Source organism: Caballeronia sp. M23-90 (assembly GCF_053574605.1).
Window position 1 is genome coordinate 1 of record NZ_JBSIPA010000005.1, and the last position, 22,565, is coordinate 22,565.

The following is a 22,565-nucleotide window of genomic DNA, read 5'->3' on the forward strand; positions in this document are numbered from 1 at the left end:
TGCGGCGACGGCTGCTGCACGGCCGGATGGCCTGGGGGCAACGCCTGCGCAGTCGAAGGCTGCACCGTTTGCTTCTGCGCGTGCGCGGTGAGCGGGAGACCGCAAGCAACGACGCATGCGATCAGCGCAAAATTTACGCGTGTAACGGCGTGTCGATGAGTCATGCAAATCCTTGTATTGGGGGCCACGTCGAGACCTGCGAGCGGGTGGGGAAGTATAGCCAAAGAGCACCCGGCAAGCTTTGCCGATGGACCCGCGAGACGCAGCGCAAGATTGGATTTTGCGCGAAAGGCCCTTGAAAACCCATGCTAAACTCGTTTCACCTAGAGGCGCTCTGCACAAGTAGATGATGAAAAAAGCAAGTAAAGTAACAGCGCCGGTTCGTTCGAAATTCCGCTCGGAGCCTCGCAAAAATCGTTCGGTGTCCGTACCGGTACTTGACCGGCACGAAGTGAAACGGAAATACGATCCGGAACAAACCAAACGCAACATCATTGAAATCGCGACCGCCGAATTCGCCGCAATGGGTTTGAGCGGAGCACGCGTCGACGCCATTGCCGAGCGCACGAGCACCACGAAGCGCATGCTGTACTACTACTTTGGCAGCAAGGAAGGGCTGTACGAAGCGGTGATCGACGAAGCGTACGGGAAGATCCGGGCGCTCGAACAAGCGTTGCGTCTTGAAGCCATGGAGCCGCGTGAAGGCCTGTGCCGGCTCGTCGAATTCACATTCGATTTCCACGATACACAACGTGACTTCGTCCAGCTCATCGCCGGTGAAAACATCAGTGGCGGCACGCATGCCGAGCATCTGAAAGCCTTCAAGGCACGCAATTCGAGTGTGGTGAAGACCATCAGCAATCTCATTGGCCGGGGTATCGCGGCAAAGGTGTTTCGCGACGATGTCGAACCCGTCGATCTGCATCTGATGATCAGCTCGCTGTGTTTTTATCGCGTCTCGAACCGGCATACGTTCGCCATGGCGTTCGGACGCGATCCCGCCGGTCCGCGATTGCGCGTGCGCCATCGGGCGATGATCGTCGATACGATCTTGCGGTTCATGGCGCGCTGAAAGCGGCAGGTCCGAACCGGCATCTCCGGTTACTCGCTTTCAATCGCGTGGCCCGCATTCACATGCAAGGCTGATTATTCGACGGAACCAGGCGTCACGTCGGGCGCTTCGAGCATCGTCCGGTGGGTCGCCTCGTACGCATCGATCTGTAGATACAGCCGGTGAACGGTCTGGATCTGCGTATGCGACAAGTGCGATGCCCGTGCCACCAATGCCAGGCGTTCCCGCCAGTAGGCTGGCGGGAGAATCGGACTCAGCGCGTCGTCGATGAGTGAACGCCGCAGCACCAGCTCGAGGTGCGACAACTCCTGATCCGCCAGCATTGCGGAAAATGCGCCCTGAGGCTTGATGTCGGTCATAAGGTTCATCAGTGCTCAACGGCTGCATTCATTGAAACTTTAGGTGTCCGCCGGTCGGTACAAACCCTTGGGGCCGTGGCCTGTCTGGTTCCTTACTGGATGGGTCTCGCAATTGCGCGGTCCAGATCCGCACGCGCCCGGTTCACCTTGCGTTGCCACGCGTTGATGTTGAGCTGGTCCGTGCCTTTCTTTTCCGCCCGCGCCAATTCGCCCTCCCACGCGCGCAGCGTGTTCCTGGCCTGCGCGATGGCGTCATTGTGGCGCTTGAGCGCGCCGGACCTGCGTTGCTCGATGGCCTCCGGCGTGCATTCGGCGTTGGTTTTATCGAGCGCCGCTTGCAGCGAGTCGAGTTGCGCCGTGTCGTCCCGGTTGAGCGCAATGGCCATCTGTCGTTCCAGGCTCTGGCGATGGGCGTCGCATGCATCGGTTTCCGCCGAGGCGTGAGCAACCGACAAACACATGCTGAGCGCGACGGCGACGAACAATTTCATGGCGGAATCCGTAACTGACTAGATTGGGCTTTGGGTCGAAAAGCGTGTCCCGCCGTTATCCTGAGCAGGCGAGGTCGGCGTATTTTAGCGAGTTGTGGATTGCGCGCGGAATGAGTTTTGCGCGGTTTGCACCGACTGACTACTTTTTCACGAGGAATACGCTCATGCGTTTCGATTACGAGGGCTTTCATATCGATTGCCGGTCGCGGCACGATCAGGACGGCCTTTACTACGCCCAGGCGCACATCACGAGGGCTCCGGCCAAGGGCCACGGGCATCCGGAACGGCACGAGTCAGGCGACATAGACGCATTCGATAACGACAGCGACGCCATTGCTTGCGCGCGGGCCTGGGCCATTGACTGGTGCAGTGAGCATGCGGCCTAGCGCGGCACGGGTGGATACGCCCGTCGCATGCTAGGATCGCGGCCTGCCAACGGGAGAAGCCATGCAATATTTGCACAATGAACATGTCATCGACGTGTTCGTCGAAAAGCGTGGGGACCGTTGGGACTGGTCCGTGCAGGCGGGCGCGCTGCCGCTCAAGAAGAATACGGGCGAGATGGCGCCGACCAGCAATGTTGCGGAAAATGAAGCGCTGATGTGGGCGAAGCGTGAGCTCGACCGAAGGTTTCCGGTCGAGCGCGAGTAGACGGCTTAAGTTCGCGTCAGGCGCGCCGTTAGTATTGGCATGGAACCTTTAAACTTCACATCCGATGCTTCCCGTGACCTCATCCGGGCAGCCGGCGAGACGCTCGAACTGATCTGCCGCCTGCGCGGCATTGCGCTCGAAGCGCTTACCGACGACGAACTCGGCGAGTTCTTTCTCAATGCGCTGGCGGTCGATGCCTGAACGCATGATGCAGTCGACCGGTTGAATGCCCGCGTTTTTTCTCAAGTTATGTGCTGCGCGGCCGTTATCCGGGTCATGGACATGACCAATCCCACCGCGACCGCGTTTCGCAACCTCGTGCTTGCCGCCGACGAGACCCTCCATCTGCTGTGTAGCCTGCGCGGCATCACCATCGATGATTTGTCGGAAGACGCGCTGGAAGCGTTTTTCTTCGAAGCGCTCGACGACGAGTTCTGGGTGAATTCGCGGTAGGGGTTTTGACAGTCCAGAGAGCGTATCCGGACGTCAAGACCTTAGAAGGTTTGGCGATGATGCCGCAGCTTTGGCTCGCTCGGCGGTCGGCGACCACGAAACCGTTACCGTCCGAACCTCGCCTTTGGCTCTGGCTGGACGGATTGTGGTGAGGATGCTGCGACTATCCCCCCGACTCGAGACCTCCACCGGCGGACGCGCTGACAAGAATGCCTGCTCCCTTGAGCTGGTTCAGCGTGTTGTCAAGCAGCGCCTTCTGACGCGCGCAGTCCGCTGTAAGCGCCTGCGCCGCCTTCACTACCGATGCCAATGCCTCGCTTTGCTGGAGGACCTGCTTCATCAGTTCTTGCGCAGCTTCCATATCCAGTTGCTTGCCGATCGCCCTGAGCTGGTCGTCGGCGGACAAGCAAAGTCCTTTGCCGCTTCGGATCGAACCGCAAGCGGACGTTCGCAGTTCAAATGGTTCACCGCGCTCCTGCCGCTTGCCGTCGAGAATGTTGCCGGGGCTCCTTTCCTCGTTGTCGCTTTGCGTAGGGATCACGTTGCGCGACATCCACCAATCCTGGTTGTGGACCAAATCCGACTGAATGCTGTCGTGGTGAAAGTGCGAGATGAAGAGTTTGTTCGGGTCGCCATCGCGCGCCATGATGACCACTTCGGTGCCGTCGAGGACCGGGAAGTGGAACCCCGTTTGCAGCGCGCCGGCAAACGGCTTGGCCATTCGCAAGGGCACGCTTTCGCCGCCCGGATTCCATTCATCGAAATCAAGATCAAGCCGAACGGGGTAATGCCCGGCCTTCGTGAGATAAGCATATGGATGCTTATTTGGTGACGGCACGCGCGCACTGAGTGCACCATGGATTTTTGGCCACTTGGTCTCGTCTATTTTCAGGCGGAATCGCCGGTCGGACGGAATCGCTACATAAGAATTGCTGTAAGCCATGCCACGGCCACCCGAGTGTGTCACCTCGATGATTACCTGTCCGCCGGGCGCGTCCGGAATCGGTTCGTCGATATGCAGGATACGACCCGGTCTCAACTCCAGCACAGTGCTTTGCCCATGATAAAGGACCTGCCATGCAATCGCCGCTTCATGCCGTAGCTGCGCTTCCCACTGCGCACCGTCCTGGCTGAGGTGGTTCGTGCCGTACACGTACGGCTGGCCATAGGTGGTCGTATCGTTGACTGCGACGTTTGCCTCGTCCTTGAAGCGCTCCCATGCGACCAGCGGATTGAAGTCGGCGACCATGACCGATTGCGGCACCACTTCGGCATGCACTTCAAGTGCGAAGACCGCTTCAGCGCGGGCCTCAGGCCCCGCATTCTCGCAATACGGGACCTTCAACTCAGGTGTGCGAACGTAGTGCTCGATATCGTCACCGAACACGATCACGTCACCGTGCTTCCCTTGCTCGATGTAGTAGTAGATTCCTTCTTGCTCGCACAAGAGGCGAATATAGTCGAGGTCCGACATCTGGTACTGCAAGCGGAAGGCATGCACGGGATATTCGCGGCGCAGCTTGAATGAAAACTGCTGATCCTTGAACTCACCGCGCAGCAGAATCGATTCGATGATCTCCGGCCCGCTTTGATGCTGGTAGACGCGGCACCTGTGCAGAAGGGCCAGGCGCGTCATCTGCGACGCAACGACAATCGCGTAGCAGAAGACGCCTTGGGTCTTCTTGATCCGTCTGAAGCTCACAACAATGCCGCAATAGATACGCGGTTCCGCGCTGTCTTCGGCAGTGATCGTAAAGTGGCCGTCGCGCCCGAGGTAGTCGACGCGGGAGAGCAATTCACTGTGCGTGAACTCAATGGTGATCTCGTAAGGCAAAGCCATGCCCTCGCGGGCGCGATAAGAGACCACCGAGATATCTTTAGCGTTCGCTGCGCTCGGCACATCAAGGTGATACGTCTGCCGCCCCGTCATGCCTTCTTTATTCGATCGGTAATCACCGGCGAGCTGATGCATCTCCCGCATTTGTAGCCTTAATCTTTCTGGTGAATCGTGACCAAGTGGCGCCGACGATTCTTTAATTGGAACAATCGTTCTTGTCATTACAAGGCCAAGACGAAGTTGTGAATCATCGGCCAACGTTGCGCAGGAGAGCAAGCCAAGACGAGGGTTTACCGTGAGATTCGGATTTATCTGAGAAGGTTGAATGGAGCGTGGCATTGACCGCGTCGCCTTATTGGTAGGCGCACGGTTGCAGCTCAAAAACTCACTCACGCAGTTTCCATGCAGTTCCGCGAGGGCGTGCGTGTCTTGTTCCGCGCTTGCGCCGCGCAATCTGGCTCTCCGTAGCGGGCAACTTGGGAAAGGCCTGTCTTTGCGGGGTGTACGGATTTTGTGGCGGACTAGATTCGGCGCATTTCCTTATGTAGCCAAGGTTCGCGCGGGTTGCGTGGGTATTGGAAGAAGCTCTTTGGTCCCCCTGGCAGGAATCGAACCTGCATCTAGCGCTTAGGAGGCACTTGTTCTATCCATTGAACTACAGGGAGATGGATATGAGCGGTGGGGCGTACGTCCGGCCAAGCCGCTTCTTCCTAAATGAAGCGCCGACGCAGCGGGCAGAGTATAGCAAAGAGCGTCACGGTGAAGGGCAGCGGCTGCGTTGCTGTAACCGGTAAATTCAGCCTTTCCCGCGTCTCCGGAAGCGCTTAACAATCAATTTTCAGCCTTTTGCTCGAGCGTCTGGCAAATCTCGCCGGCCAAACGTCGTCGAACGAATAACCGTGCCTACAACGCAGAGTTCTCGCCGCAAACATTTGACGGCCCGGAATGGTAGCCGCCGCTGGCTATGCCCCTGAGCAACTCCAGACCAGCGCGCAAGGCGTCATTGGAGAACGTGCTGTCTTGCGAGCGGGCGAACGGCCGGATCGACCGGTTCGTGCATTCGTTGCCGTAGGCGCTGTTCGCGAGCGGCGTGGCGCTCAGCCGGATATTGTCGGCGGCCGTACTGGCATTTGCAGTCGAAACCGTGCACGCAATACCCCCGGCGCTCAGGATAAATACCGCCATCAGACGCGTTGTAATTTTCATAATCATTCTCGTTAATGTGTTCCGAAACACCGGCCGATTATCGTGCGAGTTGGTAATAGCGTCAATTTCCGGTATTTCCTCAATAGGGTAGTTTCTGGACGAATATGATCGCCATTACTCAAGACACAACCCATGACTGAATTGGAAACCGCTTCGGTCGTTTTTTTCCTTCTGCTGGCGTCGGCCGGCGTCGGGGTATTCATCCGCCCGCTGTTGCCGGAAGAGCACAAGGCGTTCGAGACCGTGCAACTGCTGAAGCTGGTGATCGGCATGCTCGTCACGTTCGCGGCGCTCGTGCTGGGGTTGCTGACGGCATCGGCGAAAACCCTGTTCGATACCACCAACAACGACATCCGCAGCTACGCCACCGCGCTGATCCAGCTCGACAACAGCCTGCGCCAGTATGGTCCCGACGGCGATACCCCGCGCCAGCTCCTGCGCACCTACACGGCGGCTGCGATTGCATCGACGTGGGCGCAGGAACCGCCGCCGCCAGGCGATTATTTTCCGAAACTCCCCGCACCTGATCCGAACGCTGATCACCTCGACAGCCGAGAGCTGGGAACGCTGCTCGAGCGTGCGCAGCACGAAGTGCGCGAACTGCAACCGCGTGACCCGTACCATCAAAAGATGGATAACGAGGCGCTGCTCCGGTTCGACAACCTCGTCCAGCAACGATGGAAAATCGTCGAGGAGGCGCGCGGGTCGATATCGACACCGTTCGACCGAATCCTGGTCTTCTGGCTGCTCGTCATCTTCCTGTGCTTCGGGCTGATCACACCGCGCAACGCGCTGGCGTTCGTGATCATCACACTCGGCGCGCTCTCCATAGCGTCGGCCGTGCTTGTTATCCTCGACCTGGGCACACCGTTTACCGGACCGATCATCGTACCTAGCCAACCCATGCGCGACGCGCTTTCGTACCTGAGCCGCTGAAGCCCGCCATCTACCCTTTCGACATGCCATCGACGCTCTACACCGATCCACGCCTGGTCGCGCTTTACGACACGCTGAACCCCGCTGCGGCGGATACTGCCTTCTACCTTGCGCTTGCCGCAGGCAAGGACCGTGTCATCGATATCGGTTGCGGTACTGGTTTGCTCACATGGGAGCTGGCGGCGCAGGGCGCTCATGTGATCGGCATCGATCCGGCGCCTGCCATGCTGAAGGTCGCGCGCAAGCGGCCACACGCCGACCGCGTCGACTGGATCGAAGGCGATGCCCGTGCTCTCACCGTGTTACCCCCGGCCGATCTCGTTTTGATGACGGGCCATGTGGCGCAGGTTTTTATCGATGACAGCGTTTTTTTGGAAACGCTCAGGGCCGCCCGGCACGCGTTGCGTACAGGTGGCAGACTGGCCTTCGAAAGCCGCAATCCGGCTGTGCGCGCCTGGGAGGCATGGACGCCCTCGAGTTCACGCAGAAAGATTGCGGTGGACGGAATTGGCGAGGTAGAAGTGTGGCTTGCTGATGCCGCCGAAAGCCCGCAATCAGTCGTGCGCTTCACGACGCACTACAAGTTTCGCGCATCGGGAAACGAACTGATATCGCAAAGCGCGCTACGGTTTCGCAGCCAGGACGAGCTCGCCACGCTGCTCGATCAGGCGGGTTTCGGCAAGCTTGAGTGGTTTGGCGACTGGGACAAAACGGCGGTAAAGGCAGACAGCCGCGAATTGATTGTCATCGCGCGATAAAAAGCCCCGAGCGGTCAGCTCAAAACTCGACCGCCACGAAATCTTCCTTGCCCACGTCGCACAGCGGGCAGCGCCAGCTATCCGGGATATCGGCGAAGCGGGTTCCGGCTGCAATGCCATCTTCCGGCAAGCCATCTTCCTCGTTGTAAATCCATCCACAAATCAGGCAAACCCAGCTTTTATATTCTAAAACTTCACTCACGACAGACTCTTTCTTCTCGTTCAGCGAAAAACAGCGAATTATGTACGGATCAACAGTGACGGATCGAATTGTCACAGTTGTTGCCGGCGAACCGCATGTTACCGGAAAGTCCGAATCCGCTTCCGGAGAAGGGCGTTTTGACGCGCGATAAAACCTGTTTCGCCGCCACCACTCTGGACCTCAAGTGACCTGCGTCTCTTTCACACGGTCGGTGTATCCTCTGCCGGGCGGATTTTGTGCACTTCCGCGAAGGCTTGTTGCCAACTGGTTTGAGCGATGCCATCGCGTGCTGCACAAGGCCTGTTTTGGCGGCCGGGATTGTTCATCGGCAGCCGCACTCTTCTTGGGAGCAAAAAAATGACGTTCAAGAAACTGTTGTCGGGATTGGTGTTGTCGAGCATGTTCCTCGTGAGCGCCGCGGCGCATGCCGAAGCGCGTGTCTTTTTCGTGGAGCCGAAAGACGGTGCGACCGTCACAAGCCCGGTGCACGTGGTATTCGGGCTGGAAGGCATGGGACTCGCGCCGGCCGGCGATCTCGATCCGAACAAGGGCCACCATCACCTGTTGATCGATGCCGGACCGATGCAGAAGGGCCTTGTCATTCCGGCGAACGACAAGTCGCTGCATTTCGGCAAGGCGCAGACGGAAGCCGACGTAAAGCTGACCCCCGGCGACCACACGCTGACGCTGCAATTCGGCGACGGCGCTCACCAGTCGTTCGGCCCGGAAATGAGCCAGACGATCAAGATCCACGTGAAGTAATCGTGTTGAAAGCGCAGCAAGGCGGACGTCGCGACGATGTCCGTCCGAATCTCAAAAATCACGGCAATCAAATCGTTTATTTGTAACCAGGCAGGCCTCTTTATTAGGCCTGATGGCATAGGGGTCCGGGCGTACCGGTCAAGACCGGTACAATGGCCCCTTCCAGTATTTGCACTTTTCCGGCTGCCTCCCATGTCGCTTTATTCCATTTCCGACGCGCAACTCGCGTTCGGCCACGTCGCGTTGCTCGATCACGCTGACTTTTCACTCGAAGCGGGCGAACGCGTCGGGCTTATCGGGCGTAACGGCGCGGGCAAGTCGTCGCTGCTGAAGATCATCGCCGGATTGGCGAAGCCGGACGACGGCCTGGTCACGCGCCAGAACGAGCTTACGACCGTCTATGTGCCGCAGGAGCCGGAGTTCGACCTCGATGCGTCGGTGTTCGACGTCGTCGCGTCGGGCCTGTCGCACGCGCGCCAGTTGCTCGATGACTACGACGCCGTCGCGCACCAGCTCGCCGATGCGCCGCACGAAGGTCCCGAGCACGACGCGCTGATGTCGCGCATGAACGCGCTTCAATCGTCGCTCGATACAACCGATGCCTGGAACTGGCAAACCCGCGTCGCGACCACGCTGCAGCAGATCGGCCTGGATGGCGACGTCCGCTCGGGCGCATTGTCGGGCGGCATGAAAAAGCGCGTTGCGCTTGCGCGTGCTCTGGTGGTTCAGCCGGACGTCCTGCTGCTGGACGAGCCGACCAACCACCTCGACTTCGAAGGGATTCGCTGGCTCGAAGAGTTGCTGGTCACGCTGCGTACCGGCTTGCTGTTCATCACCCACGACCGGGCGTTCCTGGACAAGGTTGCAACGCGTATTGTCGATCTGGATCGTGGGCGCCTGCTTTCGTATCCGGGTAACTACACCGCGTACCAGACGCGCAAGGCGCAGCAGCTTGAAATCGAACAGGTCGAAGCGGCCAAGTTCGACAAGCTGCTGGCACAGGAAGAAGTGTGGATTCGCAAGGGCGTGGAGGCGCGACGTACGCGCAGCGTCGGCCGAATCGCGCGGCTGGTCGAGATGCGCAATGAGCGCGCCGAACGCCGCAACGTGCAGGGCAACGTCAAGCTCGACGTGGGGCAAGGCGAACGCTCGGGCAAGATCGTTTCGGAACTGACGGATGTCACGAAGAAATATGGTGAGCGCACTATCGTCGACAACTTCACGGCCACCGTCATGCGCGGCGACAAATTCGGTTTTATCGGCCCGAACGGTGCAGGCAAGACTACGCTCCTCAAGATGATCCTGGGCGAACTCGCGCCGGACAGCGGCACGGTCCGCACGGGCACGAACACGCAGGTCGCGTATTTCGACCAGATGCGCGCTCAGCTCGACCTCGATAAAACCCTCGCCGACACCATCAGCCCGGGCAGCGAATGGGTCGAAGTGAACGGCGTGAAGAAGCACGTGATGAGCTATCTCGGCGACTTCCTGTTTGCGCCCGAACGCGCGCGTTCGCCTGTTCGGTCGCTCTCCGGCGGCGAGCGTAACCGGCTGTTGCTGGCGCGCCTGTTTGCACGGCCGGCAAACGTGCTGGTGCTGGACGAACCGACCAACGACCTGGATATCCAGACGCTTGAACTGCTGGAAGAACTGCTCACCGACTACGACGGCACGGTTCTCCTCGTGAGTCACGATCGCCAGTTCCTGGATAACGTGGTGACGTCGGTGTTTGCATCGGAAGGCGGCGGGAAGTGGCGCGAGTATGTCGGCGGCTTTACCGACTGGCAGATCCAGAGCGACCGCTCGGAGAAGATGGCGGCAGACGCCGCACGCGACACCGCCAAGCAAGCGAAGAAGGACGACGGCCCGAAGGACAGCGGCGCAGGACGCAACTCGCAACGCTCCAACAAGCTGCCGTACAAGGAAGTCCGTGAACTCGAAGCGTTGCCCGCGCAGATCGCGGCGCTCGAAACGGAGCAAAAGTCCATCGCGGCGAAGCTCGCAGACGGTTCGGTTTTTGCCAAGGATCCGAAAGAGGGAGCGCGGTTGAGCGAGCGGCACGCGGCTATCGATGAAGCATTGCTTGTCGCGCTCGAACGCTGGGAAGAACTGGAAGCAAAGCGGAAGTAGGCCGGTCTGCGGACCTGCGTGTTTCGCGACATCGTTCGTCATATCGAAATATTTGTCGAAATCAGTAAAATACGTCGCGTTTTCGGGTGCGCTGGCTCTGGGGCCACAGTTTGGCTGCCAGTCGGCGTTCGCCGTCGCGGTTTCAAGTTATTGACGCTCAAATCGGCGCGGGCCGGACACGTGCGGCAAGCCCGCACCGGATCGGCCCGTACTGTTCACGCATTCGCCGGTGGTCCTGCACGGACCGCCGGACCACCGTCCAGACATGTCCACGAAAAAACCCAGCGCCGCCGACGGCGGCAAGAACAGCGGATACAGCGAAGCATCCATCAAGGTGCTGAAGGGGCTCGAGCCGGTCAAGCAACGGCCCGGCATGTACACCCGCACGGAAAATCCGCTGCACATCATCCAGGAAGTCATCGATAACGCTTCGGACGAGGCGCTCGGCGGCTACGGCAAGCAGATCACGGTGACGCTGCATGCCGACCATTCGGTATCCGTCGAAGACGATGGGCGCGGGATTCCCTACGGCCTGCATCCCGAGGAAGGCGTGCCGGTTGTCGAGATCGTGTTCACGCGCCTGCATGCGGGCGGCAAGTTCGATAAAGCCGCCGGTGGCGCCTACACGTTCTCGGGCGGCCTGCATGGCGTGGGTGTATCGGTAACGAACGCGCTTTCCACGCGGCTGGACGTGACCGTCTGGCGCGATGGCAAGGTGGCAGATCTCGGTTTCGCGAATGGCGATGTGGTCAAGCCGCTCGAAACACGCGCGATGAATCGCGGCGAGAAAAAATCTGGCACGCGCGTCACCGCCTGGGCCAACCCCAAGTATTTCGATTCGCCGAATTTGCCCGTGGGCGAGTTGCAACGCCTGCTACGCTCGAAGGCCGTGTTGTTGCCGGGCGTGGAAGTCACGCTCATCAACGAAAAGACCGGCGAGCGCCAGACCTGGAAATATGAGGATGGACTGCGCGGTTACCTGCTCGAAGGCATGGGCGGCAGCGACCTGCTGATTCCGTTGTTCGAAGGCGAACGCTTCGCGGGGAATGCCAAGTCGAGCGAAGAAACCTTCGCCGAAGGTGAGGGCGCGAGTTGGGTCGTCGCGTGGAGCGAAGAAGGTCCGTTGCTGCGCGAGTCGTACGTCAACCTGATCCCGACGCCCGCAGGCGGCACGCACGAATCCGGCTTGCGCGACGGCTTGTTCCAGGCGGTTAAAAGTTTTGTCGAGTTGCACAACCTGCAGCCAAAGGGTGTCAAGCTGCTCGCGGAAGATGTGTTCGCGCGGGTGTCGTTCGTGTTGTCGGCGAAGGTGCTCGACCCGCAGTTCCAAGGCCAGATCAAGGAACGCCTCAATAGCCGCGACGCGGTGAAACTCGTGTCGTCGTTCACGCGGCCCGCGCTCGAACTGTGGTTGAACCAGCATGTGGAGTACGGCAAGAAACTCGCGGAACTGGTGATCCGGCAGGCACAGGCGCGCACGCGCGCCGGGCAGAAGATCGAAAAGCGCAAGAGCTCGGGCGTGGCGGTGCTGCCCGGCAAGCTGACCGATTGTGAATCGACGGATGTATCGCGCAACGAATTGTTCCTCGTCGAGGGCGATTCGGCGGGCGGTTCTGCGAAGATGGGCCGCGATAAGGAATTCCAGGCCATCCTGCCGCTGCGCGGCAAGGTGCTGAACACGTGGGAAACCGAGCGCGACAGGCTCTTCGCTAACAACGAAGTGCATGACATCGCGGTGGCGATCGGCGTGGACCCGCATGGTCCGGACAGCCTCGACAGCAAGGCCGATCTCTCGAACCTGCGTTACGGCAAGATCTGCATCCTGTCGGATGCGGACGTGGATGGCGCGCACATCCAGGTCCTGCTGCTCACGCTGTTCTTCAAGCACTTCCCGCAACTGATCGAGCAGGGCAATGTGTGTATTGCGCGGCCGCCGCTGTTTCGGGTCGATGCACCCGCTCGCGGCAAGAAGCCGGCGCAAAAGCTTTATGCCCTGGATGAAGGCGAACTCGAAGCCATCCTCGACAAACTGAGGAAGGACGGCGTGCGCGAGACGCAATGGTCGATCAGCCGTTTCAAAGGCCTGGGCGAAATGAGCGCGGAGCAACTCTGGGACACGACCATGAATCCCGACACGCGCCGCTTGCTGCCGGTTCAGCTCGGCGAACTCGGTTTTGACAACACGGTCACGCGCATGACCATGCTGATGGGCAAGGGCGAAGCGGCGTCGCGGCGTAGCTGGCTGGAAGAGAAGGGCAACGAAGTCGAAGCGGATATCTGACCCGAGCGCTGCCAAGCCTGACCTTGAACCTCGTCAACGCATAACACTGGAAATTTGATGGACGATCTCTTCGCGGAACAAGAAGCCGCGCCCGATGGCGAAAAACTGACGCTTGGCGACTACGCCGAGCGCGCGTATCTCGACTACGCGGTGAGCGTGGTCAAAGGCCGTGCGTTGCCCGATGTCAGCGACGGCCAGAAGCCCGTGCAACGCCGCATCCTGTTCGCCATGAACGAGATGGGCCTGGCGAATACGGCCAAGCCGGTGAAATCGGCGCGTGTGGTGGGCGACGTGCTGGGTAAATATCATCCGCACGGCGACCAGTCGGCGTACGACGCGCTGGTGCGCCTCGCGCAGGCTTTTTCGATGCGGTACCCGCTGATCGATGGCCAGGGCAACTTCGGTTCACGCGACGGAGACGGCGCGGCGGCCATGCGCTACACGGAAGCGCGCCTCACGCCGATCGCCAAGTTGCTGCTCGATGAAATCGACATGGGCACCGTCGATTTCATGCCGAACTACGACGGTTCGTTCCAGGAGCCGAAGCTCCTGCCCGCGCGTCTGCCGTTCGCGCTGTTGAATGGCGCATCGGGGATCGCGGTGGGTCTTGCCACTGAAATCCCGTCGCACAACTTGCGTGAAGTCGCCGCCGCCGCGGTCGCGATGATCCGCAATCCGAAGATCGAACACGCCGAGTTGATGGAGATGATTCCCGGACCGGACTTTCCGGGCGGCGGGCAGATCATTTCCAGCCCGGCGGAGATTGCAGCGGCTTATGAAAACGGCCGCGGAAGCCTGAAAGTGCGGGCGCGCTGGAAGATCGAGGACATGGCGCGTGGTCAGTGGCAACTCGTGATTACCGAGTTGCCGCCGAGCACGTCGGGCCAGAAGGTGCTCGAGGAAATCGAGGAACTGACGAACCCGAAAATCAAGCTCGGCAAGAAGGCGCTCAGCCCCGATCAGTTGCAGACGAAACAGACCATGCTTGCGCTGCTCGATACGGTGCGCGACGAATCCGGCCGCGACGCGCCCGTGAGGCTTGTGTTCGAGCCGAAGTCGAGCCGTATCGACCAGACGGAGTTCGTGCATTCGCTGCTCGCGCATACGAGCCTGGAATCGAACTCGTCCATCAATCTGGTCATGATCAGCGCCGACGGCCGGCCGCGTCAGAAAGGTCTGCGCGAGATCCTGCACGAGTGGGTCGGGTTCCGCTTCACGACGGTCACGCGGCGCACGCAGCATCGGCTGGGCAAGGTGAACGACCGCATCCATATTCTCGAAGGGCGGATGATCGTCTTCCTGAATATCGACGAAGTGATCCGCGTCATTCGTGAAGCCGACGATCCCAAAGAAGCGCTCATGGAGCGTTTCAAGCTGAGCGAGCGCCAGGCCGACGACATTCTCGAAATTCGTTTGCGTCAGCTTGCACGCCTCGAGGCGATCAAGATCGAGCAGGAATTGAAGGATCTGCGCAGCGAAAAGGAAAAGCTCGAAGAACTGCTGAATAGCGACGCCGCCATGAAGCGCCTGCTGATCAAGGAAATCGAAGGCGATGCCAAGACGTATGGCGACGAACGCCGCACGCTGATCCAGGCCGAAAAGCGCGCCACATTCGAAGCGCGCGTGGTCGACGATCCTGTGACGGTGGTTGTATCGCAGAAGGGCTGGGTGCGTGCCTTGAAGGGGCATGGACTCGATCCCGCGACCTTCCAGTTCAAGGCGGGAGATGGCATCTACGGCACGTTCCTCGCGCGCACGCCGGATATCCTGATCGCATGGGGCAGCAACGGGCGCGTGTATTCCGTGCCGGTCGCCATGTTGCCGGGTGGGCGTGGTGATGGTGTGCCGGTGACGTCGTTGATCGAACTGGAATCGGGAACCCATCTGCTGCATTACTTTGCGGCGGCGGTGGAGCAACCGTTGTTGCTGGCATCGAGTAACGGCTTTGGCTTCATGGCCAAGCTCGGCGATATGGTCAGCCGCGTGAAGGCGGGCAAGTCGTTCATGACGATCGACGAAGGCGCGCTTCCGTTGACGCCCATGCCGGTGCTGGCCGGCGCCACGCATGTCGCGTGCTTGACGAGCAACGGGCGCCTGCTGGTGTTCGGTATGGATGAAATGAAGACGCTCTCGGGCGGCGGGCGCGGCGTGATCCTCGTCGCGCTTGAACCGAAGGAGACGTTGCGGCAGGCGTTGACCATCGACAAGCGTGGTCTCGTGCTCACCGGCGCGGGACGCGGCGGCAAGGTGCGCGACGAAAAGCTCACATGGGCGGCGCTGGAGGCTTATGTCGGCAAGCGTGCGCGCAAGGGCCGTGCGCCGGATGTGACCATCAAGGTGACTGATTTGCGTCCGGTCCTCGAAGGCTGAGAGCCGGCGTGATTCTCAGATGCCTCGGGCCCGTCCGCCCGAGGCATTTCTTTATCTTGAAAAATACTTGAACTGGTTTCATTCAGGCGAGTCGAATGCCCGAATGTCGCATTCAGCGACGGCTTCACCTGCAATTGGGAACACAGATGAACAAGGCGATTGAAGTGGCGCTGTTCCTGCATCTATTGGGAATCGCGGTCTGGATTGGCGGAATGATTTTTGCGCATTTTTGCCTGCGGCCGGCCATCGCGGATTTATCGCCGCAATTGCGTCTGCCTTTATGGGAATCCGTGTTTGCCCGGTTTTTTAATTGGGTCGCGGCGTCGGTGCTCGTGATCTTGCTGACCGGAGGTTTTCTGTTGACCCAGTTTGGCGGTGGTCATGCGCCCTGGCCGCTGCATGCAATGGCCGGCATCGGCATTGTGATGATGCTGATTTTCGGGCATATTCGTTTCAGCGTGTTCCCGAGGATTCGGCGCGCGGTTCAATCGCAGAACTGGCCCGATGGCGCGCGTTCTGTCGGCACCATTCGCCGTCTCGTGCTGATCAATATTGTGCTGGGCGTCGTGACTGTCGGTACGGCGGTTTTATCGCGTGGAATGTAGTTCACCGACAAATCCAAAATAAAAGATCGCAGCATTTCGCTCCTTGTTTGAAGGCCCCATTGCTCATCGCCAACGCGTTCTCGACAGTCTAAAGTGCTGAGTCGATTCGATTTGGAAATGGGTGATGAGCGCTTCGAAAAGGTCAAAGAGACCGCGCGGTGATTCGGTATCCTGGGTAAAAAAAGAGCATCGCTGGATCGGTCTGCCAATAACAATACTGGCATTCGCCAATTTGACAGTCGACACCGCGAATGCCACTGATCTGGCCAGTTCAAACATCGGCTACGCGCTCAATCCCGCTGACAATCCGTTCACCGTTGTTTCGAATGCCATTATCGATACAACCGTACAAGGCGGCGTCGCCATATACGGAAAGTCGGACAGCACGATAACGTGGACACTGGCGAATAACGGGGTCGTCATTGGCAGCTATTTTGCCCTTGAATTCGACAGCTCCGCATCGATCCTGAATAACGGCTCGACGCGCAGCAACACCACCACCGCAATGGCGTTGTACAGCGGCGGTAATGTGGTCAACGCAGCCGGCGCGTCGATCATCGGTCAGTTTGATGCAGTCTTCGCAAACCGATCGACCAGCACCGTCACCAATGCCGGCACGATCAGCGGCTCGGAGGACCTGTCGGCCACGCACGCGGGCGTTCACTTGCCAAGCGGCGGCACCGTGACAAATTCCGCTACGGGAAGCATCGTTGGGCAAGGTCCCGCCATTCTCGCCAATTCCGCCACGACGGTTCTCAACGACGGCTCGATCGTTTCGCTAAACGGCACGGCCATCGATCTGAGCGCCGGCGCAACCGGCACAGGGAGCTTCGTTTCGAACAGCGGCAGCATCAACGGCAAAGGCGGAACGGCGATTCTCTTTGGGCCGGACGACGATACGCTGCGCTTGACGGGTACGGCGATATTGGTCGGTGTAGCCGATGGCGGCGCGGGAACGAATACGCTGATTCTCGGCGGCACGAGCGATGGCAGCTTCGATATCTCCGGCCTGGGTGCATCGGCGCAGTATCGCGGCTTTGAAGTCTTGCGCAAGGATGATTCAGGCACGTGGACCTTGACCGGCGCGAATGGCGTTACGCAGATGTGGCTCATTGGCGGTGGGACCGTTTCCGTGGCAGGGCAGTTGAACGGAAGTCTCATTGCGCAGCCCGGCGTGACCGGCGTCGCCATCGATGTGTTGCCTGGCGGATCGGTTCAGGCAAGCTCGGGGAACGCGGTATCGGTGAATGAAAACAGCCGGGTGGTCAATCGCGGTTCAATTTCGAGCAGCGCCAACGGAGAAGCCGCCGTGCTCGCGACAGGCGACGCCACGAGCGTGCAGAACTCGGGTTCCATTGCGTCGCATGGGGCGCAGGGGATTGGGGTTTCGATCGTCCTACCCACGGGCGCTGCGAGCCTGACGAATGAGCAGGGTGGATCGATCACGAGCACAGCTGGTGACGCGGTCAAGGCGTCGGTTCAGGCGGGCGCGAGCGTTTCGATCATCAACGCGGGATCGATTGCGGGCAGTGAGGTCGGTGGAACCGGCGTCGTGATTGACGCATCGACGGGTTCCGCGAGCCTTGCGAACTACCGAGGCGCCTCGATCAAAGGCAGCAACGGTGTTTCGGCGTCGACCGGGACTCACGTTTGCATCGAGAACGCCGGGTCCATCGCGGCGCAGGGTGTGAACGGAACGGGCGTTTCCGTCGATGCCCCCGGCGGCGTTGCAAGCCTGACGAACGAGCAGGGCGCATCGATCAGCAGCGCAACGGGCGTCGCCGTTCTCGCCGGCTCGAACGTGTCGATCGTCAACGTGGGAGCGATCAGCGGGCAGGCCGCGGCGGTGCGTTTTACGGGATCGAACAACCGCTTGCTGTTAAGCAGCGGCAGTGACATAAACGGCGATCTCGATGGCGGCCCTGGTTCATCGAATGCGTTGACGTTGAATGGCGCGGGTACCTTGTCCAGCCGGACGTCGGGCTTCTCGACACTGACGATCCAGGACGCGGGCTGGACCGTGTCAGGTCCGGTGTCGATAACATCGGTAAGCACGATCCGCAACGGCGAGCTGACATTGACCGGCATTTTGGCGAGTCCTGCAATCACCGTCGCGCCCGATGCGACGCTCAACGGCACGGGCACGCTAAAAGGCGCGCTTTCGATGCAAGGCGTCATCGCACCGGGCATGCCGGCCACCGCCGCAATTCCGGGGCTTCAGCCCCTGTCGACAGGCACGCTTTCGGTCACTGGCTCATACACGCAGACGCCCGGAAGCGGTTACGAAGCCGATATTACGCCGCAAGGAAACGACCTGATCGCCGTCGATGGAACGGCAGAGTTGCAAGGCGGTATCGTACGCGTCCGTCTGCGCTCAGCGTCCTTCGCGCCGACCGACACCTACACGATCCTGAGCACGACAGCCGGTCTGACGGGCGTGTTCAGCGGCATGGAGACGCTCAATCCGTTCGTCTCGGCATCTCTTTCCTACGATTCCCACAACGCATACATCCACGTGCAGCGCGGCTTCCAGTTTGCGGGCGGAACGCCGAACCAGATCGCCGTCGAAGCGGCGCTCGATCATGGCGTTGCGGGCATTGCGGCGGGCGGGTCTCCAACGCGCGATTTCCTGTCGATTGCGGGCGATCTGCTGAGCCTTGAAGGTTCATCGGCGTATGCGGCGCTCGACCAGTTGAGCGCGGAAGCGTACGCCGCGTTTTCGAATGCGCACTTCGAAGCAGCGCGGCTCGGCATGGACGCTATCGGTAACAGGCTGAACGCCGCACGTTTCTCCGGCGAATGCGCTGCGGACGAAGCCTTGCCGTCGTTGGTCAACAACGGGCGAGCGTGTTCATGGATCAGCGTTCTCGGCAGCACCGGCAAGCTCGGTGGCTACGATACCTGGCTCGGCCAGCAAACGAGTGCTGGCGGCGTGATATCGGGCATCGATTACCGGATCATGCCGAAGGTCACCCTTGGCGCGGCGCTCGCCGCCATGCACGGCAATACATCGACCAGCACGTTGCCCGTTCACGGCCAGTTCGATACGTATCAAGCCGCGCTCTACGGCACTTACATGCCGGGCGCGTACTGGCTGCAGGCATCGTTGGGTTATGCGCGCAACAGCGACGACATGAAGCGTTCGATCTTTTTCACCGATACCCCGCGCACCGCGCTCGGCAGCGTCGATGGCAACCAGTACTTTGCCACGCTCAGCAATGGCGTGGATGTATCGATGGGAAAAATCGGTGTGCTGTCGCCGTTCGTATCGCTTGAAATGCAGCACGAGGAGACGCCGGCCTTCAGCGAAAGCGGCGCCGATTCGGTGAACCTTGCTGTATCGGCGAACGCTGCAAACTCGATACGAACTTCATTGGGCGCGCGCTGGCGCAATCAGTTCGAGTTCTTCGGCCGTGCATGGAGTTTGAACGGCGACCTAGCGTGGGTTCATCAATACGGCGCCCTGACTCAAGCGGTGAGCGCGAGTTTCGAAGGCGCGGAGAACAGCGCTTTCATCGTGCACGGCAGCGGCCCGGCACGAGACGCGATGCAAGCCGGAGCCGGCGTGCGCATTGCTTTAGGCCGGCAAGTGCACGCCGGTTTGCGCTACAACGGTGAGTTCGGCGGCGGTGGACATGCGCATGCAGGAAGCGCGGAATTCGACTACCGCTGGTGAAGCGCCAGAACCCGGCTCATTCCACCGCATTCGACGGCGCTTCGCCAAACGGAAGCGCGACGACATCGGATACGAGGCCCAAACCGCACACTCCGAACCGGTCGAGCAAGGCCTGCACGCCTTCAGCGGGCACCGCCCGAGAGAAGAGAAAACCCTGCGCTTCAATCGGCCCGAGTCGCGACAGCCAGGTGATCTGCTCTTCGGTCTCGGTGCCTTCCACAACCACGGTCAGTCCGAGCGAGCGCGCCAGATTCACAATTGCTGAAACCATCACGCAGACGCTGCGGTCATGCGGAATGGCCTGGATAAACGACCGGTCGACCTTGAGGGTATCGACAGCAAAACGGTTGAGGTACGACAGCGACGAATATCCCGTGCCGAAATCATCCAGCGCGATGCGCACGCCGAGCCGTTTCAACGCCGCGATCTTTTCCGCGACGATATCCGGAAACTCCATCATCACGGTTTCGGTGATCTCGAGTTCGAGTTTGCCCGGCGCAATACCGCTGTCCCGTATGGCCGCCGCGACCGTTTCGAGCAGATCGCCGCGCCAGAATTGCACCGCCGAGATATTCACCGCGAGCGACAGGCCGTCATACCCTTGTGCCTGCCAGATGGCCAGTTGCCGGCACGCGGTATGAATCACGAAGTCCCCGATAGGCACGATCAAGCCCGTGCTTTCCGCGACCGGGATGAATTCGTTTGCGGGAATCAGGCCGTGCTGCGGATGGTTCCATCGGGCGAGCGCTTCGAAACCGGTGATGCATCGGCGAGTGAGGTCGATCTTCGGCTGGTACGCGAGGAACAACTGGTTCTGCGCGAGCGCGACGCGCAGTTGCTGTTCCCACTTCATCAGATGGTCGGCGCGATGCGACAACTGCGGCGAGTAAAACTGATAGCAGTTCTTGCCCGCGTCCTTCGCGCTGTACATGGCGAGATCGGCCTTCTTCAGCAAGTCGATTTCGCTTTCGCTCGCTACCGAATACAACGCAATGCCGACGCTCGCATGCAGCACGAAGGCGCTGCCGCGGACGTCGAAGGGCGTGGCGAACATATGCGAGACCGCTTCGGCCATCTCGACCGCCTGGCGCTCGACATCGGCGCCCTTGACGACGACCACGAATTCATCGCCGCCAATGCGCGACAGCGTGCCATGGTCGCCGACGGTTTCCGCGAGCCGCGATGCGGTCATCTGCAGGACGATGTCGCCGGCGTTGTGGCCGAGCGTATCGTTGACGGTCTTGAAGTTGTCGAGGTCGATAAACAGCAGCGCCAGACGACCCACGTTCTCGGGTTTGACCACGTCGTGCCTGAGCGTCTGCAGCGTGGAATAGCGGTTACGCAATCCGGTCAGCAAATCGTATTCGACCAGATGCGTCATCTCGCGCTCGCGTCCGAGCAACTTGCCGATAAGACCCGTCGCCACCGCAAAGAAACCGAGCATGGCGAGCGAGATGAACGTCGCCATCAGCAGATAGACGCGGCGCGTGTGATTGAAATCGACGAACTCCTCAGCCTGCGACAGCCCGACCAGCACGCCGAGCGGATAGCCATCGATATGCCGGTACGAAACAATGCGCGTGACGTTATCAATGGGATCGACGTAGATGCCCGACGCGTGCTCGGACGTCGGATACACGCCGCTTGCCGTGAAGACGCTCGCCGTGTCGCTGCCCGGCTCGCCCATCTGCATCATGCGGCCGTTGGCCTTCGATGTGACCGAACCCGCGCCGGTACTGCGTGCCAGCACGGAGCCGTTATCCGAGATCACGGCGACGACGCCTTCGCGGCCGATGGACGCAACGTTGTAGAAATCGCTCGTGAAGTAGCTGGGGTTCTCTGAAACGACCACCACGCCCGCGAACGACCCATCTGGATGATTCAGGCGCCGTGTGATCTGCAGCGTCCATTGTCGCGAGACCCGGCCAAGCACCGGCTTGCTGATAAACAGCAAGTCATCGTTCGATAACGCGTGAACCCGGAAATGCTCGCGGTCCGAGAGATCGAGAGGCTTGGGATTCGATTCAGCGGTGGTCGCGGTGAGGATGCCGTGTTCGTTGATCAGAGACACTTGCACCAGCGTGTCGCTTTGCACCACGCCTTTTTCCACCGTGCTCGCCAGGTTGAACTGGCCGGGTGTTTTCTCGAACTCGTATTTGACGAAACGCGTAATCTGGTCGACCTGGTGGATCGCCTTGATCGTGTGCTGTTCGAGCGCGGAAGAAAGAATGGCAGCCGATGCCATGGACGCGTGCGTCGCCGCCTCGCGCTCCACCGAAAGACGCGCGAAGATGACCGTCCAGAGCAGCACGAGCACGAGCGCCCCCAGCGCGGGAATCGCGAACAATGCGCGACTCCTGCGCGGGAAGTCCGCGTGTTTCATATCCCGTGGCGCTTTGGGCCGTGATCGATTCATGGGTTCGGTCAGTTCAAGGACCCGGTGACGTGGTGGCGGGCGGGTGGTCCGGATCACAGGTCCGGCGGTGCGATGCTGACTCGATCCAGTTCGTAAATCATTCAAACTGGATGCGTTTTTCGGAATCGTTCGCGGGTTCGCGCAAAATTGCCTTTAGCACGTCTTGCATTTCTTACAGTTGATTTATTGGACACGAATACTTAAAACTCACGACCCATCAACGACAAGCCCCGACGCCGGCAGGTCAGATATTACCAATGACGACCGGATTAGATATTACTGAAGGCGACCCGTTTAAGGAAGCTCATGGGCGCAATGAGGCATCGAGGTATACGCGGAGGGCTGAAACGCATGGCTGGC

General features: G+C 60.1%; 19 protein-coding genes and 1 tRNA gene. 13 read left to right on the plus strand and 7 right to left on the minus strand.

Annotation, left to right across the window (positions count from 1 at the left end):
- Positions 1 to 349: 349 nt before the first annotated feature.
- Positions 350 to 1,072 (plus strand): TetR/AcrR family transcriptional regulator, encoded by a 723-nt coding sequence (locus ACRXB1_RS01210; RefSeq protein ID WP_174364437.1) that lies wholly within the window; start codon positions 350 to 352, stop codon positions 1,070 to 1,072.
- A 74-nt stretch (positions 1,073 to 1,146) separates the two neighbouring features.
- Here ACRXB1_RS01210 and ACRXB1_RS01215 read toward each other — a convergent pair whose 3' ends face one another.
- Both ACRXB1_RS01215 and ACRXB1_RS01220 read right to left on the minus strand, forming a co-directional pair.
- The gene (locus ACRXB1_RS01215; RefSeq protein WP_449490817.1) at positions 1,147 to 1,440 is read right to left on the minus strand and encodes a hypothetical protein; all 294 of its coding nucleotides are present in this window, start codon (positions 1,438 to 1,440) and stop codon (positions 1,147 to 1,149) included.
- Between the two features lie 83 nt (positions 1,441 to 1,523).
- Positions 1,524 to 1,922, minus strand: a complete 399-nt coding sequence (locus tag ACRXB1_RS01220) for a DUF1090 family protein (protein ID WP_075359570.1) — start codon at positions 1,920 to 1,922, stop codon at positions 1,524 to 1,526.
- A gap of 164 nt (positions 1,923 to 2,086) precedes the next feature.
- Between ACRXB1_RS01220 and ACRXB1_RS01225 the strand changes: the two genes are divergently transcribed.
- The 4 genes from ACRXB1_RS01225 (at position 2,087) to ACRXB1_RS01240 (ending at position 3,026) form a co-directional block, all read left to right on the plus strand.
- Entirely contained in the window at positions 2,087 to 2,308 is a 222-nt protein-coding gene (locus tag ACRXB1_RS01225) for a hypothetical protein (RefSeq protein ID WP_449490818.1), read from the plus strand.
- Between the two features lie 61 nt (positions 2,309 to 2,369).
- Positions 2,370 to 2,573 (plus strand): hypothetical protein, encoded by a 204-nt coding sequence (locus ACRXB1_RS01230; protein ID WP_061998936.1) that lies wholly within the window; start codon positions 2,370 to 2,372, stop codon positions 2,571 to 2,573.
- Positions 2,574 to 2,612: 39 nt separating this feature from the next.
- Complete coding sequence (locus ACRXB1_RS01235) at positions 2,613 to 2,774, plus strand: hypothetical protein (RefSeq protein ID WP_155524180.1); 162 nt, start codon at positions 2,613 to 2,615, stop codon at positions 2,772 to 2,774.
- A gap of 81 nt (positions 2,775 to 2,855) precedes the next feature.
- Positions 2,856 to 3,026 carry a hypothetical protein gene (locus ACRXB1_RS01240; RefSeq protein WP_449490819.1) on the plus strand — a complete coding sequence of 57 codons (171 nt, stop codon included), beginning with the start codon at positions 2,856 to 2,858 and terminating at the stop codon, positions 3,024 to 3,026.
- A gap of 163 nt (positions 3,027 to 3,189) precedes the next feature.
- Here ACRXB1_RS01240 and ACRXB1_RS01245 read toward each other — a convergent pair whose 3' ends face one another.
- From ACRXB1_RS01245 to ACRXB1_RS01255, 3 genes are all read right to left on the minus strand, one after another.
- Positions 3,190 to 5,316: a type VI secretion system Vgr family protein gene (locus ACRXB1_RS01245; RefSeq protein WP_449490820.1), complete on the minus strand. Its 2,127-nt coding sequence runs from the start codon at positions 5,314 to 5,316 to the stop codon at positions 3,190 to 3,192.
- Positions 5,317 to 5,453: 137 nt separating this feature from the next.
- Positions 5,454 to 5,528, minus strand: a tRNA-Arg gene (locus ACRXB1_RS01250).
- Positions 5,529 to 5,766: 238 nt separating this feature from the next.
- Positions 5,767 to 6,069, minus strand: coding sequence for a hypothetical protein (locus ACRXB1_RS01255; protein WP_174365167.1), 303 nt, complete (start codon positions 6,067 to 6,069; stop codon positions 5,767 to 5,769).
- 132 nt (positions 6,070 to 6,201) lie between these two features.
- Between ACRXB1_RS01255 and ACRXB1_RS01260 the strand changes: the two genes are divergently transcribed.
- Both ACRXB1_RS01260 and ACRXB1_RS01265 read left to right on the plus strand, forming a co-directional pair.
- Complete coding sequence (locus ACRXB1_RS01260; RefSeq protein WP_075359567.1) at positions 6,202 to 7,005, plus strand: bestrophin-like domain; 804 nt, start codon at positions 6,202 to 6,204, stop codon at positions 7,003 to 7,005.
- Between the two features lie 23 nt (positions 7,006 to 7,028).
- Positions 7,029 to 7,763 carry a class I SAM-dependent methyltransferase gene (locus ACRXB1_RS01265; protein WP_449490821.1) on the plus strand — a complete coding sequence of 245 codons (735 nt, stop codon included), beginning with the start codon at positions 7,029 to 7,031 and terminating at the stop codon, positions 7,761 to 7,763.
- Positions 7,764 to 7,782: 19 nt separating this feature from the next.
- Here ACRXB1_RS01265 and ACRXB1_RS01270 read toward each other — a convergent pair whose 3' ends face one another.
- Positions 7,783 to 7,965, minus strand: coding sequence for a rubredoxin (locus ACRXB1_RS01270; RefSeq protein ID WP_062000766.1), 183 nt, complete (start codon positions 7,963 to 7,965; stop codon positions 7,783 to 7,785).
- Positions 7,966 to 8,322: 357 nt separating this feature from the next.
- Here ACRXB1_RS01270 and ACRXB1_RS01275 point away from each other — a divergent pair, with 357 nt between their 5' ends.
- From ACRXB1_RS01275 to ACRXB1_RS01300, 6 genes are all read left to right on the plus strand, one after another.
- A complete protein-coding gene (locus ACRXB1_RS01275) occupies positions 8,323 to 8,727 on the plus strand; it encodes a DUF4399 domain-containing protein (RefSeq protein WP_062000767.1) in 405 nt (134 codons plus the stop codon).
- A gap of 192 nt (positions 8,728 to 8,919) precedes the next feature.
- On the plus strand, positions 8,920 to 10,857 hold the full coding sequence (locus ACRXB1_RS01280) for an ATP-binding cassette domain-containing protein (protein WP_061998940.1): 1,938 nt from the start codon (positions 8,920 to 8,922) through the stop codon (positions 10,855 to 10,857).
- 265 nt (positions 10,858 to 11,122) lie between these two features.
- Positions 11,123 to 13,138 (plus strand): DNA topoisomerase IV subunit B, encoded by a 2,016-nt coding sequence (locus ACRXB1_RS01285; RefSeq protein WP_375508955.1) that lies wholly within the window; start codon positions 11,123 to 11,125, stop codon positions 13,136 to 13,138.
- A 57-nt stretch (positions 13,139 to 13,195) separates the two neighbouring features.
- A complete protein-coding gene (gene parC, locus ACRXB1_RS01290) occupies positions 13,196 to 15,508 on the plus strand; it encodes a DNA topoisomerase IV subunit A (protein ID WP_449490822.1) in 2,313 nt (770 codons plus the stop codon).
- A 146-nt stretch (positions 15,509 to 15,654) separates the two neighbouring features.
- Entirely contained in the window at positions 15,655 to 16,113 is a 459-nt protein-coding gene (locus tag ACRXB1_RS01295; RefSeq protein WP_061998942.1) for a CopD family protein, read from the plus strand.
- Positions 16,114 to 16,345: 232 nt separating this feature from the next.
- Positions 16,346 to 19,789: an autotransporter outer membrane beta-barrel domain-containing protein gene (locus tag ACRXB1_RS01300; RefSeq protein ID WP_449490823.1), complete on the plus strand. Its 3,444-nt coding sequence runs from the start codon at positions 16,346 to 16,348 to the stop codon at positions 19,787 to 19,789.
- A gap of 16 nt (positions 19,790 to 19,805) precedes the next feature.
- On the opposite strand, the gene ACRXB1_RS01305 is transcribed toward ACRXB1_RS01300, so the two are convergent.
- Positions 19,806 to 22,205, minus strand: coding sequence for a bifunctional diguanylate cyclase/phosphodiesterase (locus ACRXB1_RS01305; RefSeq protein WP_449490824.1), 2,400 nt, complete (start codon positions 22,203 to 22,205; stop codon positions 19,806 to 19,808).
- Positions 22,206 to 22,565 lie beyond the last annotated feature (360 nt).

Coding starts and splice junctions, on each gene's coding strand:
- ACRXB1_RS01255 (WP_174365167.1), bottom strand. CDS start 6,069: ATGAAAATTACAACGCGTCTGATGGCGGTATTTATCCTGAGCGCCGGG.
- ACRXB1_RS01265 (WP_449490821.1), top strand. CDS start 7,029: ATGCCATCGACGCTCTACACCGATCCACGCCTGGTCGCGCTTTACGAC.
- ACRXB1_RS01305 (WP_449490824.1), bottom strand. CDS start 22,205: ATGAATCGATCACGGCCCAAAGCGCCACGGGATATGAAACACGCGGAC.
- ACRXB1_RS01215 (WP_449490817.1), bottom strand. CDS start 1,440: ATGAACCTTATGACCGACATCAAGCCTCAGGGCGCATTTTCCGCAATG.
- ACRXB1_RS01295 (WP_061998942.1), top strand. CDS start 15,655: ATGAACAAGGCGATTGAAGTGGCGCTGTTCCTGCATCTATTGGGAATC.
- ACRXB1_RS01210 (WP_174364437.1), top strand. CDS start 350: ATGAAAAAAGCAAGTAAAGTAACAGCGCCGGTTCGTTCGAAATTCCGC.
- ACRXB1_RS01235 (WP_155524180.1), top strand. CDS start 2,613: ATGGAACCTTTAAACTTCACATCCGATGCTTCCCGTGACCTCATCCGG.
- ACRXB1_RS01275 (WP_062000767.1), top strand. CDS start 8,323: ATGACGTTCAAGAAACTGTTGTCGGGATTGGTGTTGTCGAGCATGTTC.
- ACRXB1_RS01280 (WP_061998940.1), top strand. CDS start 8,920: ATGTCGCTTTATTCCATTTCCGACGCGCAACTCGCGTTCGGCCACGTC.
- ACRXB1_RS01225 (WP_449490818.1), top strand. CDS start 2,087: ATGCGTTTCGATTACGAGGGCTTTCATATCGATTGCCGGTCGCGGCAC.
- ACRXB1_RS01285 (WP_375508955.1), top strand. CDS start 11,123: ATGTCCACGAAAAAACCCAGCGCCGCCGACGGCGGCAAGAACAGCGGA.
- ACRXB1_RS01230 (WP_061998936.1), top strand. CDS start 2,370: ATGCAATATTTGCACAATGAACATGTCATCGACGTGTTCGTCGAAAAG.
- ACRXB1_RS01260 (WP_075359567.1), top strand. CDS start 6,202: ATGACTGAATTGGAAACCGCTTCGGTCGTTTTTTTCCTTCTGCTGGCG.
- ACRXB1_RS01240 (WP_449490819.1), top strand. CDS start 2,856: ATGACCAATCCCACCGCGACCGCGTTTCGCAACCTCGTGCTTGCCGCC.
- ACRXB1_RS01220 (WP_075359570.1), bottom strand. CDS start 1,922: ATGAAATTGTTCGTCGCCGTCGCGCTCAGCATGTGTTTGTCGGTTGCT.
- parC (WP_449490822.1), top strand. CDS start 13,196: ATGGACGATCTCTTCGCGGAACAAGAAGCCGCGCCCGATGGCGAAAAA.